A 15962-nucleotide genomic window follows, 5' to 3' on the forward strand; every position below is an offset into this window, starting at 1 on the left:
CCTCTCCTCGTCCTGCTGCTGGTCTCGCTGTTCCCCGTGCGCCTGCGATCCTCGCGGAGGTGTCCCGTGGCCGCCGCACAAGGGGTCAACGAGGTCTGTGGACAGCGACCTGACCTGCGAATTCATACTGCACGAGGCTCATGGATCCACTAGACTTCGATCATGTGTTCGGGTGATTCCGGTGGCGGTGACGTCCTCGACGACGTCGCCGCGCTGGTCGCCGAACGGAACCGGATCGACGCCCGGCTGGCCCGCGCGGTCCGCGCCGCGGAGCTGTCCCAGGCACCGGAGCGGGACGGGCTGAGGTCGATGGCCTCGTGGCTGCGCGGGCACTGCCGGCTGTCGCCGGCGGAGGCCGCCCGGCTGGTGCGCAACGGGCGGGCGCTGGTGCACCTGCCGGCGCTGGCCGAGGCGCACGAGGCGGGGCTGGTGTCGGCCGAGCAGGTCGCCGTCGCCGCGCGGGCGGTGACGCCCGAACGGCTCATCGCGGCCGCGGTTGCCGGGGTGGACCTGGCGGTGATCGACGCGGTCCTCAGCGGTGTGGCGGTCGAGCGCGCACACGCCGACCTGGTCCAGGTGGTCCAGCACTACTGCACCGACCTCGATCCCGACGGGCCGGAGCCCGATCCGACCGAGGGTCGGTCGTTGACTCTGTCGAAGCACGCCGACGGATCCGTGTCCGGCCGGTTCCACCTCGATGCCGTGGGCGGCGAGAGGGTCCAGGCCGCGCTCGAGGCGCACGTGCAGGCCGACCGCCCGGCCGGGGACGAGCGCACCCGCGCCCAGCGGCTCGGGGATGCGCTGGTGCAGGTGGCCGACAACGTGCTCGCGTCCGGGAGCCTGCCGACGCTGCGCGGCCACAAGCCGCAGATCGCGGTCGTGGTCGACCTGGCGGACCTGGTGGATCCGCACGGCGGGCCCAACGCCGGGCGGATGGGCTTCGGGGCGACCATCTCCGCCACCCGCGCCCGCTGGCTGGCCTGCGACGGCGCGGTGTCCCGGGTGGTGTTCGGCCCCGACGGCGCCCCGCTGGACCTCGGCCGGGAGCAGCGGCTGATGAGCCGGCACATCCGCAAGGCGGCGGAGCTCCGCGACGGCGGCTGCGTGTTCGCCGGGTGCGGTGCGCCGACGTGGTGGTGCGACGTCCACCACCTCGTCCACTGGATCGACGGGGGCGACACCTCGCTGGAGAACTCAGCCCTGTTGTGCGAACGCCACCACACCAAGGTCCATCACGGTTTCCGCGTCGAACGACAACCCGACGGCCGATGGCGCACCCGGCGACCGGACGGCACCGAGATCACCGCCCCGGCGCCCCTGCTCTCCCCCGCGGCCTGACCGCGCCCCGGGGGAGCCTCGGCGTGCCCGCCGGGCGTCAGGTCTCGGACCAGACGCCGAGCTGGTTGCCGCTCGGGTCGGTGAAGGAGAACCGGCGCCCGCCCGGGAAGGCGTACGGGCCGTCGACGACGCGGCCGCCGGCGCTCGTCACGGCGTCCACGGAGGCGTCCAGGTCGGCGGAGTAGAGCAGCACGAGCGGGCCGCCGGGACGGACCTCGTCGTCCAGGCGCAGGCCGCCCACCTCGGACGCCGGGTCGCCCGGGTCCTGGATCCCGGCGTAGCCGGGGCCGTAGTCGGTGAACCGCCAGCCGAAGGCGTCGGCGTAGAACCGCCGGGCCCGGTCGAGGTCGGTCACGGCGAGCTCGACGTAGTCGATGGCGTGGTGCCGGTGCTGGGACGAGGAGTCGGCCATGCGCGGCAGACTGCACCCGGGCAGTGACGGGACCGGGCGCCACCGAGAGGCGGGCGGCGACCGGGGCGTTCCTCCCCGTGACGACTCACCGCGCCCGTCGAACGCGTCCGCGGCACGTCCCCGAACGGCCCGGGACCGCCCCGATCCCTACCTACCGTTCTGCTCATGAGGGCCGTGGGAGTGCAGGCGGGAGGGGCGTACCTGGACGGGATCCGGAGCCGGCTGCTGCTCGCGGTCCTCGTCGGCCTGGGTGCCGCGCTGTTCCACTACTGGCTGGACGACGAGGTGACCGCGACGGTCCTCGTCGGGCTCGTCACCGTCGCCGCGATCGCGCTCACGCCCAGTCCCGCGGAGCCCGCCGGGCGGGACTGAGGCCCGGGTCAGCCGGCGCGCATCTCCTGGAGGATCGGGCCGGCGACCTTGAAGGCGTGGTTGGCGGCCGGGACGCCGGCGTAGACGGCGGCGTGCTGGATGACCTCGGCGATCTGGTCCTCGGTCAGGCCGTTGTGCACCGCCGCGCGCACGTGCAGCGCGAACTCGTCCCAGTGCCGCAGCGCGATGCAGATCGACAGCGTGGCGATGCTGCGCTCACGCCGCTCGAGGCCCGGCCGCTGCCAGACGTCGCCCCACGCCACCCGGGTGATGAAGTCCTGGAACCCGGCGGTGAACGGCGTCGTGTTCGCCACGGCCCGGTCCACCCACGCGTCGCCGAGCACCTCGCGCCGGGTGCGCATCCCGGCGTCCCGGCGGGCGTCGTCCGAGTCGAGGGGCGCCCCGCTCACGCGTGACCCCCGGCGGCGTCGAGGTGGCCGAGCAGCGCGCCGGTGACCTCCAGCGGCTGCTCCAGGTTGGGCAGGTGCGCGCCCGGGCTCACCGACAGCAGCGAGGCGCCGGCGATCCCGTCGGCGATCAGCTGCTGGTGCGGCGGCGGCAGCGCCGGGTCCTCCGCGCCGGACACCACCAGCGTGGGCGCGGTGATCCGCGCGAGGTCCGCGCGGGCGTCGAAGTGCCCGACCGCCTCGCAGCAGCTGGCGTACCCCTCGTCGTCGGCGCCGGCGATCATCGCCTCCAGCCGCGCCACGAGGTCCGGGTGCTGCGCGGCGTGACCCGGGGTCAGCCAGCGGCCCACGATCGCCGGCGCGAGAGGCGCCGTCCCGCCCGAGCGGGCCTGCACCGCCCGGTCGAGGAAGCCCTGCGGCTCCGGCTTCGCCGAGGTGCACAGCAGCGCCAGCCGGCCCACCCGCTCGGGCTCGCGCGCGGCCAGCCGCATCGCCGTCATCCCGCCCAGCGACAGCCCCACCACGTGCGCGCGCCGCACTCCCAGCCGGTCCAGCAGCGCGACGACGTCGTCGGCGAGGTCGTCGACCGTGTACGGCCCGGCCGGCGCGGGCGACTCCCCGTGCCCGCGGGTGTCGTAGGTGACCACGCGGTACCGCTCGGCCAGCGCCGGCACCTGCGGATCCCACATCCCCCGGGTGGCCCCCAGCGAGTTGGACAGGACGACGACCGGCGCGTCGGCCGGCCCGTCCTCGGTGTAGCTGACCTCGACCGCGGTCACGGTGCCCCTTCCACCAGCTGCTCGTGCTCGGCCAGCGCGGCGTCCACCTGCGCGCCGGCCTCCCCCACGTCCGGCGTGGCCGCGGCCAGCACCGCGGCGACGTCGACGTCGGTCCGGGTGGCCACCACCTCGGCCAGCGTCCGGCCCGTCTCGTGCGCGTGCCGCGCGGCCTCCGCGGCCGCGTCGTGCGCCGTGCCCCGCCCCAGCGACGGCGTCAGCGCCTCGGCCAGCGCGCCGGCCAGCGACCCCTCGCCGGCCTCGGACACGGCCTCGGCCATCCGGCCGACGTCGGGCCGCAGCCCGCGCAGGCTCTCCGCCAGCCAGGATGCGGCCGACCCCACGGTGACCAGCAGGTCGGTCAGCGTCGGCCACTCGCTGTGCCACGCGCCGGCGGCCCGCTCGTGCTCCTGCTCCATCGCGCCCAGCAGCGTCGCCACCAGGCCCGGGGCCCGCCGCGCGCACGCCCGCGCCGAGATCGCCGCCACCGGGTTGCGCTTGTGCGGCATCGCCGAGGACCCGCCGCGCCCCTCGCCGGCCTCGGCGACCTCGGCCACCTCCGACTGGGCGAGCAGCAACACGTCGACGGCGACCGTCGCCACCACGCCCGCGGCCGCGCCGAGCGCCCCGGCGAGGTCGGCCACCGGCAGCCGCGTGGTGAACCACGGGACGGCGGGCGCGACCAGCCCCAGCTCCTCCGCCAGCGCCGCCCGCACCGTCACCCCGGCGCCGCGCGACGCCGCGAGCGTCCCGACCGCGCCGCCGTACTGGACCGGCAGCGAGGCGACCACCTCGGCCAGCCGCAGCCGCGCGCCGTCCAGCCCGGCGAGCCAGGTGGCGGCCTTGAGCCCGAACGTCGTCGGCAGCGCCTGCTGCATCAGCGTGCGGCCGACGACCACGTCGTCGCGGTGCGCCCGCGCCAGCCTCGCGCAGGAGTCCGCCGCCGCGGCCAGGTCGGCGTCCAGCGCCGCCACCGCCCGCCGGGCGAGCAGCAGCAGCGCGGTGTCGAGCACGTCCTGGCTGGTGGCGCCCACGTGCACGGCGACGGCGTCGCGCTCCCCCACCGCGGCCTGCAGCGCCCGCACCAGCGGCGGCACCGGGTTGCCGGCGTCCGCGGCGTGCGCGACGACGGCCGCGAGGTCCAGCCGAGAGGGGTCGGCGCAGGCGGCGGTCACCGCGTCGGCCGCTGTCGCGGGCACCAGGCCCGCCGCGGCGGCGACGCGGGCGAGGGCCGCCTCGACCTCCAGCAGCGCGCGGAACCAGGCGTCGTCGGACACGGCCGCCGCCGTCCCGCCCCGGGCGAAGGTGCCGGCGAACAGACCTGTCACGACGTCCTTCCTACCGGCGGCCAGCAGACCGAGCCCGCTCAGACGGCGAAGAAGACCGTCTCGCGGTCCCCCTGCAGGTGCACGTCGAAGCGGTAGCCGTCCTCGGTGGGCTGCGCGAGCAGCGTGGCCCGGCGGTCCTCCGGCAGCGCGGCCAGCACGGGGTCCGCCGCGTTGGCCTCGGCCTCGTCGGCGAAGTAGATCCGGGTGACGACGCGGTCGAGCAGGCCGCGGGCGAACACCGAGACGTCGACGTGCGACGCCTGCAGGCCGCCCTCGCCGTCGGGCACGCGGCCCGGCTTGAGGGTGAACAGCGCGAACTCGCCGGACCGGGTCTGCGCGCGGGCGTACCCGCGGAAGCCGGGGTACGTCGAGGGCCCGCGCGGGTCCTCGGGCGAGGAGAAGCGGCCGTCGGGGTCGGCCTGCCAGGTCTCGACCATCGCGTCGGGGACGACGTCGCCGGCGCCGTCGAACACCCGGCCGCGGATCCAGAAGCCGCCCGGGGTGCCCTCGGCGGCGGCCCACTCGCCGTCCGGCCAGGTCAGGCCGATCGCGAGGTAGGGCCCGACGGTGGCGCTGGGGGTGGTGCCCAGCCGGAGGGGCCCGGTGAGGAAGCCGGTGCCGCGCTGCCCGGAGCGGGGCTGGAAGGGGACGGCCGGGTCCGGCGGGACGTCCAGCGGGTTCGCGCTCACGCCACGTCCCCGTCGTCGTCGGTCTCGAACGGCGTCTGCTCGGTGCCGCGCAGCACGATGTCCCACTCGAAGGCCAGCGCCCAGTTGTCCTGGGTGCGGTCGAGGGAGTACCGGCTGACCGCCCGGTGCCGGGCCGCCGGCGGGATCGCGTTGAAGATCGGGTCCTGGCCGAACAGCGGGTCGTCCGGGAAGTACATCTGGGTGACCAGGCGCTGGGTGAACGCCCGGCCGAACAGGCTGAAGTGGATGTGCGCCGGCCGCCAGGCGTTGTGGTGGTTGCCCCACGGGTAGGCCCCGGGCTTGATCGTCATGAACTCGTAGCGGCCCAGGCTGTCGGTGACCACCCGGCCCAGCCCGTCGAAGTGCGGGTCCAGCGGCGCGGGCCAGTTGTCGGCGACGTGCCGGTAGCGGCCGGCCGCGTTGGCCTGCCACACCTCGACCAGTGCGTCGGGCACCGGGCGGCCGTCGCTGTCCAGCACCCGCCCGTACACCAGGATCCGCTGGCCGATCGCCTCGCCGCCGTTGCGCAGGGTCAGGTCGGCGTCCGACGGCAGCACCCGGTCCTCGCCGAGCACCGGGCCGGTGACCTCGGTGAGCCGGTGCGGCAGGTCCACGGGGGTGCGCAGCGGCGCGCGCAGCGCGGTGCTCCGGTAGTCCGGGAAGCCGACGGGCGTCCGCGTCCCGTCGGGTTCGCGCAGGTACCGCGGCAGGACGAGCCTGCCCTCCGACGTGGTCCCGGTCATACCGGGAACGTACGTCCGCGCGGCGACGGCGGGCGAGCGCCGGGTCCCGCCCAGCGGAAGGCGGCCGCCCGGTCAGCGGGCCGCGGACGACGCCGCGAGCGAGGCCAGGTGGGCGTGCACCAGCGTCACCGCGAGCGCGCCCTCCCCCACCGCCGAGGCCACCCGCTTGACCGAGCCCTGCCGTACGTCGCCGGCGGCGAAGACGCCCGGCGTGCTCGTCTCCAGCAGCGCCGGCGGCCGGTCGAGCGGCCAGGCCGGCGTGACGTCGTCGCCGGTCAGCAGCGCCGCCCCGGTGAGCAGGAAGCCCCAGCGGTCGCGGGCCAGCGTCCCGGCCAGCCAGTCGGTGCGCGGCTCGCTGCCGATCATCACGAACAGCATCCCCGGCTCCTCGGTCTCCGCGCCGGTGTCCAGGTCGCGCAGGACCACGGTCTCCAGGACGTCGCTGCCGCGCCCGCCGGCCACCTGCACCCGGTACCGGACGTCGACCCGCGGCAGCGCCTCCAGCTCGCGGATGAGGTAGTCCGACATCGTCTCGGCGAGCGAGTGCCGGCGGACCAGCACGGTCACCCGCTCGGCGTAGCGGGAGAGGTACACCGCCGCCTGCCCGGCCGAGTTGCCGCCGCCGACGACGAACACGTGCCGCCCGGCCATCGCCGGCGCCTCGCTGACCGCGGCCCCGTAGAAGACGCCGCGGCCGGTGAACGCCTCGAGCTCCGGGACGCCGACCCGCCGCCAGGCCGCGCCGGTGGCGATGACCACGCTGCGCGCCCGCACCGCCGTCCCGTCGTGCAGCGTGACCCGGTGCAGCCCGTCCTCGGTGCGCAGGGACGCGGCGGTGCGCATGAAGGAGAAGGTCGTGCCGAACGCCCAGGCCTGCAGGTAGGCGGAGAACGCCAGCCGGCTGCCGCTCACCCCGGTGGGGAAGCCGAGGTAGTTGCGGATCAGCGAGCTGGTGCCCGCCTGCCCGCCGACCGCCTCGCACTCCAGGTGCAGGGTGTCCAGGCCCTCGGAGGCGGCGTACACGCTCGCGCCCAGGCCCGCGGGCCCCGCGCCGACGATCGCGACGTCGTGGACCGCGTCGGGGTCCAGCGGGTCGAACAGGCCGAACGCCTCGGCCACCTCGAGGTCGGTCGGCGCCTCGAGCACGGTCTGCTCGGGCCGGAACCGGACGACGACGACCGGCAGCCGCGGCTGGTCCAGCTCCAGGTCGGCGAGCATCGCCCGGCCCTCGGGCGAGGCGGCCTCGTAGACGCCGAGCGGGATGCGGTTGCGGGTCATCTGGTCGCGCAGGTGCTGGGCGTGCGGGTCCCACCGGTGCCCGATGATCCGCACCGCCTCGAAGCCGCCGCCGCGCCGCGAGGACCACTCGTCGAGGATCTCCGTCACCGAGCGGTGGAACTCCTCGTCGGGGCAGCCCTGCGGGGCGTACACCCAGCGGTCGAGCTGGCCGACGGTGATCGCCTCGAAGATCGGCCGGGCGGTCTCGAACGCGCCCCACCGGACCAGGGCCACGGCGATCGCGCCGGGGTGCCGCGCGTGGCAGGCGCGCAGCACCTCCAGGCCGTCGGGGTCGTCCTCCCCGAGGCCGCCGAGGAGCACGGCCACCGCCGGGTCGCCCGCCGCGGACAGCGCGGCGTCCAGCTCGCCCGGGTCGGTCCCGGACACGACGCGGTAGTCGCTGCCGTAGCGGCGCTCGAGCTCCCGGGTGGTCGAGGTGCGCAGGCCGGCGTCCCGGGCGACGACGGCCAGGGCGGTGCCGGTCACGACACCGCTCCGGGCGGGCGGGCGGGGGCGGGGGTCAGGGCACCGTGCACGGGGCTCTCCGGGTGCGCGCATCCCCCGTGCGGACCGTGGGCGCGGCCATGCAACCACTCCCCCGGGCCCGCTGTCACCGGGTTCCGGGGCGCCTCCGCCGTCCCTAGACTCCGCGGCGTCGGCGGGCGGCGCGCCCGTCGGCGGGCGGGAGGTGCTCGTGGCCGCTCCGGCGGGGACGCCCGGGATGCCGCGGACCATCGCGACGCCCGACCAGCGGCTGCGCGTGTTCGTGTCCTCCACCCTCGAGGAGCTCGCGGCCGAGCGGCGCGCGGTCCGCGACGCCGTCGCCCGGCTGCGGCTGACCCCGGTGATGTTCGAGCTGGGCGCGCGCCCGCACCCGCCGCGCGACCTCTACCGCGCCTACCTCGCGCAGAGCGACGTCTTCGTCGGCGTCTACGGCGACCGCTACGGCTGGGTGGGCCCGGACATGGCGGTGTCGGGCCTGGAGGACGAGCTCGTGCTGTCCGAGGGGATGCCGCGGCTGCTCTACGTCCGCACGCCGGCGCCCGGCCGCGACCCCCGGCTGGCCCGGCTGCTGGAGCGGGTGCAGGCCGAGGGCGGCGTCTCGACCACGCCCTACCGCGACCCGGCCGAGCTCGCCGAGCTGGTCGCCGACGACCTGGCCGTGCTGCTCAGCGAGCGCTTCACCCGGCCGGCCCCGGCGCCGCCCGGGCTGGCCGCCGGGTGGCTGCCGACGCCGCCGACGCCGATGGTCGACCGCGCCGCGGAGCTCGCCACCGTCACCGGGCTGCTCGGCGACCCGGCGGTGCGGCTGGTGGTGCTCACCGGGCCCGGCGGCATCGGCAAGACCCGGCTGGCGCTGGCCGCGGCCGCGGCGGTGGAGCCCGGCCGCGACGGCGTGTGGTTCGTCGACCTCTCCGGCGTCCGCGACCGCGCCGACGTGCCCGCGGCCGTGGCCGAGGCGGTCGGGGTGTCCGCCGAGGGCAGCCGCCCCCTGCTCGACCAGGTGGCCGACCGGCTGGCCGGCCGCCGGGCGCTGCTCGTCGTCGACAACCTCGAGCAGGTCGCCGGCGCCGCCCCCGACCTCGCGACGCTGCTGGCCCGCTGCCCGCTCACCCAGCTGCTGGTCACCAGCCGCACCGTGCTGCGGCTGCGCGGCGAGCACGACGTGCCGATCGAGCCGCTGCGGACGCCGGCCGCTGACGACGACCCCGGCACGGCGCCCGCGGTGCAGCTGTTCGTCGCCCGCGCCCGCCAGGCCGACCCCTCCTTCGCGCTCACCGCCGCCACCGCCGGCCCGGTCGCCGAGCTGGTGCGCCGGCTGGACGGGCTGCCGCTGGCGGTCGAGCTGGCCGCGGCCCGGGTGCGCACGCTGCCCCCGCGGCTGCTGCTGGCCCGGCTGGACCGCGCGCTCGACCTCGGCGACCCCGACGTCGACGTGCCCGACCGCCAGCGCACGCTGCGGTCGACCATCGCCTGGAGCCACGACCTGCTCGACGAGCGCGGCCGGGCGCTGCTGGCCCGGCTGTCGGTGTGCGCGGACGGCTGCACCCTCGACACCGCCGAGGTGGTGGGGGCCGGCCCGATCGAGGACGGCACCGGCGACCTCGACGTCCTGGAGACGCTGTCGGACCTGGTCGGGCACAGCCTGGTCACCCCCACCGACACCGGGGACGGCGAGCCCCGGTTCCGCATGCTCGAGCTGGTCCGCGCGTTCGCCGCCGAGCGGCTGCGCGAGCGCGGCGAGGAGGAGGCGACGCGGGTCCGCTGGGCGCAGCACCTGGCCCGGTTGGGCGCCGAGGCGGGCGCGGGGCTGGCCGGCCCGGCCGCGCGGCTGTGGCGGGACCGGCTGGACGCCGAGACCGCCGACCTGCGCGCCGCGCTGCGGTGGGCGGTGGCCACCGACCGCGCGGACCTCGCCGTCCGGCTGACCGCGCCGCTGGTCCGCTGGTGGTGGGCGCGCGGGCTGCTGCCCGCGATGGCCGGGCTGGCCGAGCAGACGGCGGCGCTGCCGTCGGCCGCCGCGCTGCCGCCGGACCTGGCCGGCCGGCTCACCTGGGCGCGGGCCTCGCTGCGGATCGCCCTCGGCGACCGGGCGGGCGCGGCCGGCCTGCTCGACGGCGTGGTCGACGACGCCCGCAGCCGCGACGACGCGTGGCTGCTCGGCCACGCCCTCGGCGCGCGGGCGATGTGCCTGCCCCCGGCCGACCCGCGCGTCGTCCCGCAGCTGGACGAGGCGCTGGCCCAGCTGCGGCGCAGCGGCGACGGCTGGTCGGTCGCGTTCAGCGGGATGCTGCGCGTGGCCGTCGCGCTGGCCGGCGGGGACGTGGCCGCCGCCGAGCGGGTCGCGGCCGAGGCGCGGGAGCTGGCCGCGGCGGCCGCCGACGACCAGCTCGCCGCGCTGCTCGGCGACGCCCTGGCACTGGCCGCGCTGCTGGCCGGCGACCTGCCCCGCGCGCGGGCCCGGCTGGACGAGGCCGTGGCGCTGCACCGGCGCACCCGCGACCTGGAGGGCGCCGCGACCTGCCTGGAGGTGCTGGCCGCGCTCGCCCTCGCCGAGGGCCGGCACGCGGCGGCGGCCCGGCTCGCGGGCGCCGCCGACGCCGCCCGCGCCGGCCTCGGGGTGGCCCGCTGGTCGCCGCACCAGGCGCTGGCCGACCGGCTCCGGGAGGCGCTGCGCGCCGCGCTCGGGGACGACGAGGAGGCGCGCGGGCGGGCCGCCGGCGCGGCGCTGGGCCCCTGGGCGGCGCTGGACGAGGAGCTCGCGCGCCCCTCCTGAGCGGCGCCGCCCCGGTCAGCCGACGGCGACCGGCGGGTACTGCGGCAGCGGTCCGGTCCCCGGGTGGGCCACGGTGAACCGGCCGTACTCGTCGTCCCGGCCGGGGTGCACCGGCGCGGGGGCGGCGTCCGCGGCGCCCAGCGGCCGGCCCGCCGGCAGCGTGCTGCGGTACTCGACGGCGCGGAAGGCGGCCAGCGGCGCCAGGGACAGCCCGATCGCGCGCAGCCCGTCGGCGACCGGGTGCTCCCCCAGCGCGAGCTCGGCGCCGCCGGGCCCGGGCCGGGCCTGCCACCGGGCGAGCACCGGGATCCGCGTCTCCAGCAGCCGCCCGCCGCGCACCGACCACAGCGTCCGCGCCGGGCTGCCGCGCAGCGCCGGGCCGCGGGCGCGCACGGTGTGCACCAGCACGTCGGCGCCGGCCTCGGACAGCCGGACCCGCTGCCGGCCGGGCTCGTCGAGGAAGTCCATGTCGCCGAGCCACTTGGGCAGCCCCCACTCGGCCCGGCCGAGGTCGCGGGCCTCGCGGGAGGTCACCGGCAGCTGCAGCACGAAGCCGCCGACCGCCGGGCGGGCAGCGCCGCGCGCCGCCGGTCCGACGACGCCGGCCGTGACGCCGACCTCGCCGTAGGGGGCCAGCGCGTGCGTGCCGCCGTCGGCGTCGGTCCAGGTGACGGTGCGGTAGCGGAAGGCGTGCACCGCCACCAGCGTGCGGCCACCCGGCACCGGGATCGGCCGGACCAGCGGCCGGCCGCCGTCGCGGGGCAGCAACGCGGCGACCGCGGCCGCCGACGCCAGGTGGTAGGAGCAGGCCACCGCCGCGTCGTGGTAGGCCAGCGGCAGCCGGACGGGGTCGGTCACGGCGCCCAGCACACCGGCGCGCGGCCCGGACCGGCAGGGTCCGAGGTCCCGCGGCTTCCGCTGGGTGGGAGACTGGCGGGGTGGCGGGCGGCGCGGGCGAGCGGGGGCGGTCGGTGACCTCCCGGGCGCTCGCCGTCCTCGACGCCTTCGACGCGAGCGCGCCGCGGCTGACCCTGACCGAGATCGCCGAGCGGTCGGGCACGCCGCTGACCACCGCGCACCGGCTGCTCGCCGAGCTCACCGGCTGGGGGGCGCTGGCCCGCCGCGCCGACGGCCGCTACGAGATCGGCCGCAAGCTCTGGGACCTCGGCCTGCTCGCGCCCGTGTCGCTCGAGCTGCGCCAGGTGGCCGCGCCGTACCTGCTCGACGTGCACACCGCCACGCGGGACACCGTCCACCTCGCCGTCCGCGACGGGCTCTCGGCGCTGTACGTCGAGCGCATCTCCGGGCGCGAGTCGGTGCCGGTGGTCAGCCAGGTGGGCAGCCGGCTGCCGCTGCACGCCACCGGCGTCGGCAAGGTGCTGCTCGCCGCCGCCCCCGACGACGTCGTCGCCGAGGCCCTGGCCGCGCCGGCCCGCGCCACCCGGCACACCGTCGTCGAGCCGGCCCGGCTGCGCCGGGAGCTCGCCGAGGTGCGCCGCCGCGGCTGGGCGCGCACCGCCGAGGAGATGTCGCTGGGCACGCTGTCGGTGGCCGTGCCGGTGCGGGTGGAGCGCGGCGGCGGCACCGCCGTGGCCGCGGCGCTCGGCATCGTCGTCCCCAGCCACCGGCGCGACCTCCCCCGGCTGGTGCCGGTGCTCGAGGTGGCCGCGCGGGGCATCGGCCGGGCGCTGGCCCGGGCGGCGCACCTGAGGTGAGCGGCACTTCCGCTGAGCGGCAGGCCGAGGTGTCCACCCGCGGGTAGCCCGGGTCACACTCGCCGGCATGCGCACCCAGGTGGGGATCATCGGCGCCGGCCCGGCCGGCCTGCTGCTGTCGCGGCTGCTCGCGCTGCAGGGCATCGACTCGGTGGTTCTGGAGAACCGCTCGCGCGAGTACGTCGAGGCGCGCATCCGGGCCGGCATCCTCGAGCAGAACACCGTCGACGTCCTCACCGAGGCCGGCATGGGCGACCGGCTGCACCGCGAGGGCCTCGAGCACCGCGGCATCCACCTGCAGTACCCGGGCACCCGGCACACGCTGGACTTCCCCGAGCTGTGCGGGCGGCGGGTGTGGGTCTACGGCCAGACCGAGGTGGTCAAGGACCTGGTCGCCGCACAGCTCGCCGGCGGCCCGCCGCTGCACTTCGAGGTCTCCGACGTCGCGATCGAGGACGTCGACACCGACAGCCCGCGCGTCCGGTTCACCGACGCCGACGGCACGGCGCAGGTGCTCGAGTGCGACGTCGTGGCCGGCACCGACGGCTTCCACGGCCCGTCGCGCGCCGTCGTCGCCGAGGGCACGCAGCAGCGGCTGTGGGAGCGCACCTACCCGTACGCGTGGCTGGGGATCCTCGCCGACGCCGCCCCGGCCACCGACGAGCTGATCTACGCCTGGCACCCCGAGGGGTTCGCGCTGTACTCGATGCGCTCGCCGTCGGTGTCGCGGCTGTACCTGCAAGTCGACCCGTCCGAGAAGATCGAGGACTGGTCCGACGACCGGATCTGGGCGGGCCTGGCCACCCGGTTCGCGCACGAGGGCTGGGAGATCAGCACCGGCCCGGTGCTGGAGAAGTCGATCCTGCCGATGCGCTCGTTCGTCAGCGCGCCGATGCGCCGCGGCCGGCTGTTCCTCGCCGGCGACGCCGCGCACATCGTGCCGCCCACCGGCGCCAAGGGCCTCAACCTCGCCGTCGCCGACGTCGTCCTGCTCTCCCGCGCGCTGGTCCGGCTGCTGCAGGAGAAGGAGACCGACCTCGCCGACGCCTACTCCGACACCGCGCTGCGGCGGGTCTGGCGGGCCACCCACTTCTCCTGGTGGATGACCTCGATGCTGCACACCACCGGCGACCCGTTCGACGCCGAGCTGCAGCTGTCGCAGCTGCGCCGGGTGTGCTCGTCGGAGGCCGCCGCCCGCGAGCTGGCCGAGAACTACACCGGCCTCCCCTACTAGAGGAGGTCGCGGACCCGGCCGGCGGTGCCGGGCGCCAGCGGCAGGTGCGGCAGCACGCCGGTCACCTCCTCGGGCTCCAGCCCCTGCTCGGCCAGGACGGCCACCAGCCGGGCGGCGTCGTCCGGGGGCACCGGGGCGGGCAGGCCGGCGTCCCGGACGGCGGCCAGCGCGAGGAACAGCGCGCCCGAGAGCCCCTCGTCCGGCTCGGGCTCCCGACCCCCGCCCGCCCGGCCCGGCGCGGCCGCGGCGCGGGTGGCGGCCTCGGCGGCGCGGACCAGCGACAGCGGCAGCCCCTCGGACTCCACCTCCAGCAGCGGGGTGCGGCCCAGGGCGGCCAGGACGAGGTGCTCGGCCTCGGTGCGCAGCGGCTCCTCCCACTCCATCGCGCGCACGACCTCGCCCAGGTCGGTGCCGTCCTCGCCGAGCTCGTCGAGCAGCTCGGCCCACTGCGCCGGCCGGGTGCGGCGGGCGCGGTCGGCGGCGAGCACGCAGGTCTCGCGCACGAACGGCTCGACCACCTCGCGGTCGAACCGGTCGGCGAACACGGTGCCGTCGGCGTCGACGGCGTTGAGCGCGTCCTGGAAGCTGCCCGGGCGGGCGTCGCCCAGCTCGATCCGGCCGTCCTCCTCGCCCGACAGCGGCTGCCCGGTGGCGGCGCGGTCGCCGATGGTGGAGCCGGTGGCCACCAGCCGGCCGCGCAGCCGCAGGTGGTGCGGCCGGTCGGACAGGCCCACCGCCCAGGCGCAGGACTCGGCGATCAGCGCCGCGCGGCGCTCCCGCAGCACCTCGCGGCCGAGCAGGCCGAACCAGTCGACGTCGAAGGTGGAGCCGTCGGAGGAGAAGTCGTCGAAGGAGGCCACGCTGTCGAACACCCCTCCTTGCTACCCCTCTCCCAGCGGTCCGTGGAGGAGCGCCGCCACGGTGGCCGCCGCCCCGCGGGTGCGCAGGGAGTCCAGCGCCGCCGAGTAGGCGGCCGTGAAGCGGGGCCGGTCGCCGAGGTCGCCGAACAGCTCGCGGTCGGCCAGCGGGGCGAGCGGGTCCTCCCGGGACCGCCGCGCCGCGGCGACCAGGCGGTCGCGGCGGGCGTCGACCAGCCCGGCGGCGTCCCCGCGGCGCTCGAGCGCGTGCACCCACGCCGCGACCACCGCCGCCGAGCGCCGCACCTCCCCGCCCCGGTCGAGGTTCGCGCGCAGCACCGGGAACAGGAACTGCGGCAGCCGGTCGGAGGCGTGCTCGACGATCCGGGCGAGGGTGTCGCGCACGTGCGGGTTGCCGAACCGGGTGACCAGCTCGGCGCGGTAGCGGCGCAGGTCGGTGCCCGGGACCGGCGGCAGCGTCGGCGTCCCCTCCTCCTCCAGGTAGCCGACCAGCAGCTCGCGCAGCAGCGGGTCGCGCGTCGCCTCGTGCACGTGCTCGTGGCCGAGCAGCGGGCCGAGGTGGCCGAGCACCTGGTGGCCGGCGTTGAGCAGCCGCAGCTTCATCAGCTCGTACGGCGCGACGTCGCCGACCACCTGCACGCCGACGTCCTCCAGCGGCGGCCGCCCGGCCGGGAACACGTCCTCGAGCACCCACTGCGTCCACGGCTCGCACACCACCGGCCAGAGGTCCTCGACGCCGAAGGTCGCGGCGAGCCGGGCGCGGTCGTCGTCGGTGGTGACGGGGGTGATCCGGTCGACCATCGACGACGGGAACGGCACCTCCCGGGCCACCCACTCGCCGAGGGCGTCGTCGCGCAGCCCGGCGAACGCGGCGAAGCTGCGCCGGGCCAGGTCGCCGTTGCCGGGCACGTTGTCGCAGGAGGCGACGGCGAACGGCGGGAGCCCGCGGGCGCGGCGGCGCACCAGCGCCTCGGTGACCAGGCCGAACACCGTCGCCGGCGCGGCGCCCGGCCGCAGGTCGGCGAGCACGGCGGGCGCCGTCGCGTCGAACTCGCCGGTGGCCGCGGACGCGTTGTAGCCGCCCTCGGTCACGGTCAGCGTGACGATCCGGGTGCCCGGCGCCGCCATCGCCTCGACCACCGCCCCCGGGTCGTCCGGCGCGAGCCGGTAGCCCACCAGCGAGCCGACCACCCGGGCGGTGAGGTGCCCGTCGGGGTGCTTCTCGACCAGCGTGTACAGGCGGTCCTGCGCGGCCATCACCTCGGCCATCCGGCGGTCGGCGGGCAGCACGCCGACCCCGCAGACCCCCCAGTCCTCCCCCGCGCCGGCCTCGAGCAGCCGGTCCAGGTACAGCGCCTGGTGCGCGCGGTGGAAGCCGCCGACGCCGAGGTGGACGACCCCCGCCCGCACCGCGGCGCGGTCGTAGCGCGGCGTCCGCACCGACGCGGGCAGCTCGCCCAGCGTCGCGGCGCTCAGCCGGGTCATCGGCGCTCCTCGGGGTCCGGGACGGGCCCT

At 77.5% G+C, this 15962-nt stretch carries 15 protein-coding genes; 5 read left to right on the plus strand and 10 right to left on the minus strand.

Features of this window, described 5'->3' with window-relative positions:
- Positions 1 to 162: 162 nt before the first annotated feature.
- Positions 163 to 1338 (plus strand): DUF222 domain-containing protein, encoded by a 1176-nt coding sequence (locus ACI79L_RS00395; RefSeq protein ID WP_456934867.1) that lies wholly within the window; start codon positions 163 to 165, stop codon positions 1336 to 1338.
- 37 nt (positions 1339 to 1375) lie between these two features.
- On the opposite strand, the gene ACI79L_RS00400 is transcribed toward ACI79L_RS00395, so the two are convergent.
- Positions 1376 to 1750, minus strand: coding sequence for a VOC family protein (locus ACI79L_RS00400; protein ID WP_456934868.1), 375 nt, complete (start codon positions 1748 to 1750; stop codon positions 1376 to 1378).
- A gap of 165 nt (positions 1751 to 1915) precedes the next feature.
- Between ACI79L_RS00400 and ACI79L_RS00405 the strand changes: the two genes are divergently transcribed.
- Entirely contained in the window at positions 1916 to 2122 is a 207-nt protein-coding gene (locus ACI79L_RS00405; protein ID WP_456934869.1) for a hypothetical protein, read from the plus strand.
- Between the two features lie 8 nt (positions 2123 to 2130).
- Here ACI79L_RS00405 and pcaC read toward each other — a convergent pair whose 3' ends face one another.
- From pcaC to ACI79L_RS00435, 6 genes are all read right to left on the minus strand, one after another.
- Positions 2131 to 2532: a 4-carboxymuconolactone decarboxylase gene (pcaC, locus tag ACI79L_RS00410; RefSeq protein ID WP_456927909.1), complete on the minus strand. Its 402-nt coding sequence runs from the start codon at positions 2530 to 2532 to the stop codon at positions 2131 to 2133.
- Positions 2529 to 3308 (minus strand): 3-oxoadipate enol-lactonase, encoded by a 780-nt coding sequence (pcaD, locus tag ACI79L_RS00415; protein ID WP_456934870.1) that lies wholly within the window; start codon positions 3306 to 3308, stop codon positions 2529 to 2531. The genes pcaC and pcaD overlap by 4 nt, the downstream gene beginning before the upstream one ends.
- Entirely contained in the window at positions 3305 to 4633 is a 1329-nt protein-coding gene (gene pcaB, locus ACI79L_RS00420) for a 3-carboxy-cis,cis-muconate cycloisomerase (protein ID WP_456934871.1), read from the minus strand. Before pcaB ends, pcaD begins: the two co-directional genes overlap by 4 nt.
- 38 nt (positions 4634 to 4671) lie before the next feature.
- Positions 4672 to 5322, minus strand: coding sequence for a protocatechuate 3,4-dioxygenase subunit alpha (gene pcaG / locus ACI79L_RS00425; protein ID WP_456934872.1), 651 nt, complete (start codon positions 5320 to 5322; stop codon positions 4672 to 4674).
- The gene (gene pcaH, locus ACI79L_RS00430) at positions 5319 to 6065 is read right to left on the minus strand and encodes a protocatechuate 3,4-dioxygenase subunit beta (protein ID WP_456934873.1); all 747 of its coding nucleotides are present in this window, start codon (positions 6063 to 6065) and stop codon (positions 5319 to 5321) included. The genes pcaG and pcaH overlap by 4 nt, the downstream gene beginning before the upstream one ends.
- 72 nt (positions 6066 to 6137) lie before the next feature.
- A complete protein-coding gene (locus ACI79L_RS00435; protein ID WP_456934874.1) occupies positions 6138 to 7829 on the minus strand; it encodes an FAD-dependent oxidoreductase in 1692 nt (563 codons plus the stop codon).
- A 235-nt stretch (positions 7830 to 8064) separates the two neighbouring features.
- On the opposite strand from ACI79L_RS00435, the gene ACI79L_RS00440 reads away from it, so the two are divergent.
- Positions 8065 to 10620: an ATP-binding protein gene (locus ACI79L_RS00440; protein WP_456934875.1), complete on the plus strand. Its 2556-nt coding sequence runs from the start codon at positions 8065 to 8067 to the stop codon at positions 10618 to 10620.
- Between the two features lie 15 nt (positions 10621 to 10635).
- On the opposite strand, the gene ACI79L_RS00445 is transcribed toward ACI79L_RS00440, so the two are convergent.
- On the minus strand, positions 10636 to 11478 hold the full coding sequence (locus tag ACI79L_RS00445; protein WP_456934876.1) for an acetoacetate decarboxylase family protein: 843 nt from the start codon (positions 11476 to 11478) through the stop codon (positions 10636 to 10638).
- Positions 11479 to 11558: 80 nt separating this feature from the next.
- Between ACI79L_RS00445 and ACI79L_RS00450 the strand changes: the two genes are divergently transcribed.
- Together ACI79L_RS00450 and ACI79L_RS00455 are read left to right on the plus strand one after the other, a co-directional pair.
- Entirely contained in the window at positions 11559 to 12335 is a 777-nt protein-coding gene (locus ACI79L_RS00450; RefSeq protein WP_456934877.1) for an IclR family transcriptional regulator, read from the plus strand.
- Between the two features lie 67 nt (positions 12336 to 12402).
- Positions 12403 to 13569, plus strand: coding sequence for a 4-hydroxybenzoate 3-monooxygenase (locus ACI79L_RS00455; protein ID WP_456934878.1), 1167 nt, complete (start codon positions 12403 to 12405; stop codon positions 13567 to 13569).
- Here ACI79L_RS00455 and ACI79L_RS00460 read toward each other — a convergent pair.
- Both ACI79L_RS00460 and ACI79L_RS00465 read right to left on the minus strand, forming a co-directional pair.
- Positions 13566 to 14441, minus strand: coding sequence for a hypothetical protein (locus ACI79L_RS00460; protein WP_456934879.1), 876 nt, complete (start codon positions 14439 to 14441; stop codon positions 13566 to 13568). The genes ACI79L_RS00455 and ACI79L_RS00460 overlap by 4 nt on opposite strands.
- A gap of 9 nt (positions 14442 to 14450) precedes the next feature.
- A complete protein-coding gene (locus ACI79L_RS00465) occupies positions 14451 to 15932 on the minus strand; it encodes a mannitol dehydrogenase family protein (protein ID WP_456934880.1) in 1482 nt (493 codons plus the stop codon).
- Positions 15933 to 15962 lie beyond the last annotated feature (30 nt).

Source organism: Geodermatophilus sp. SYSU D00684 (assembly GCF_054050455.1).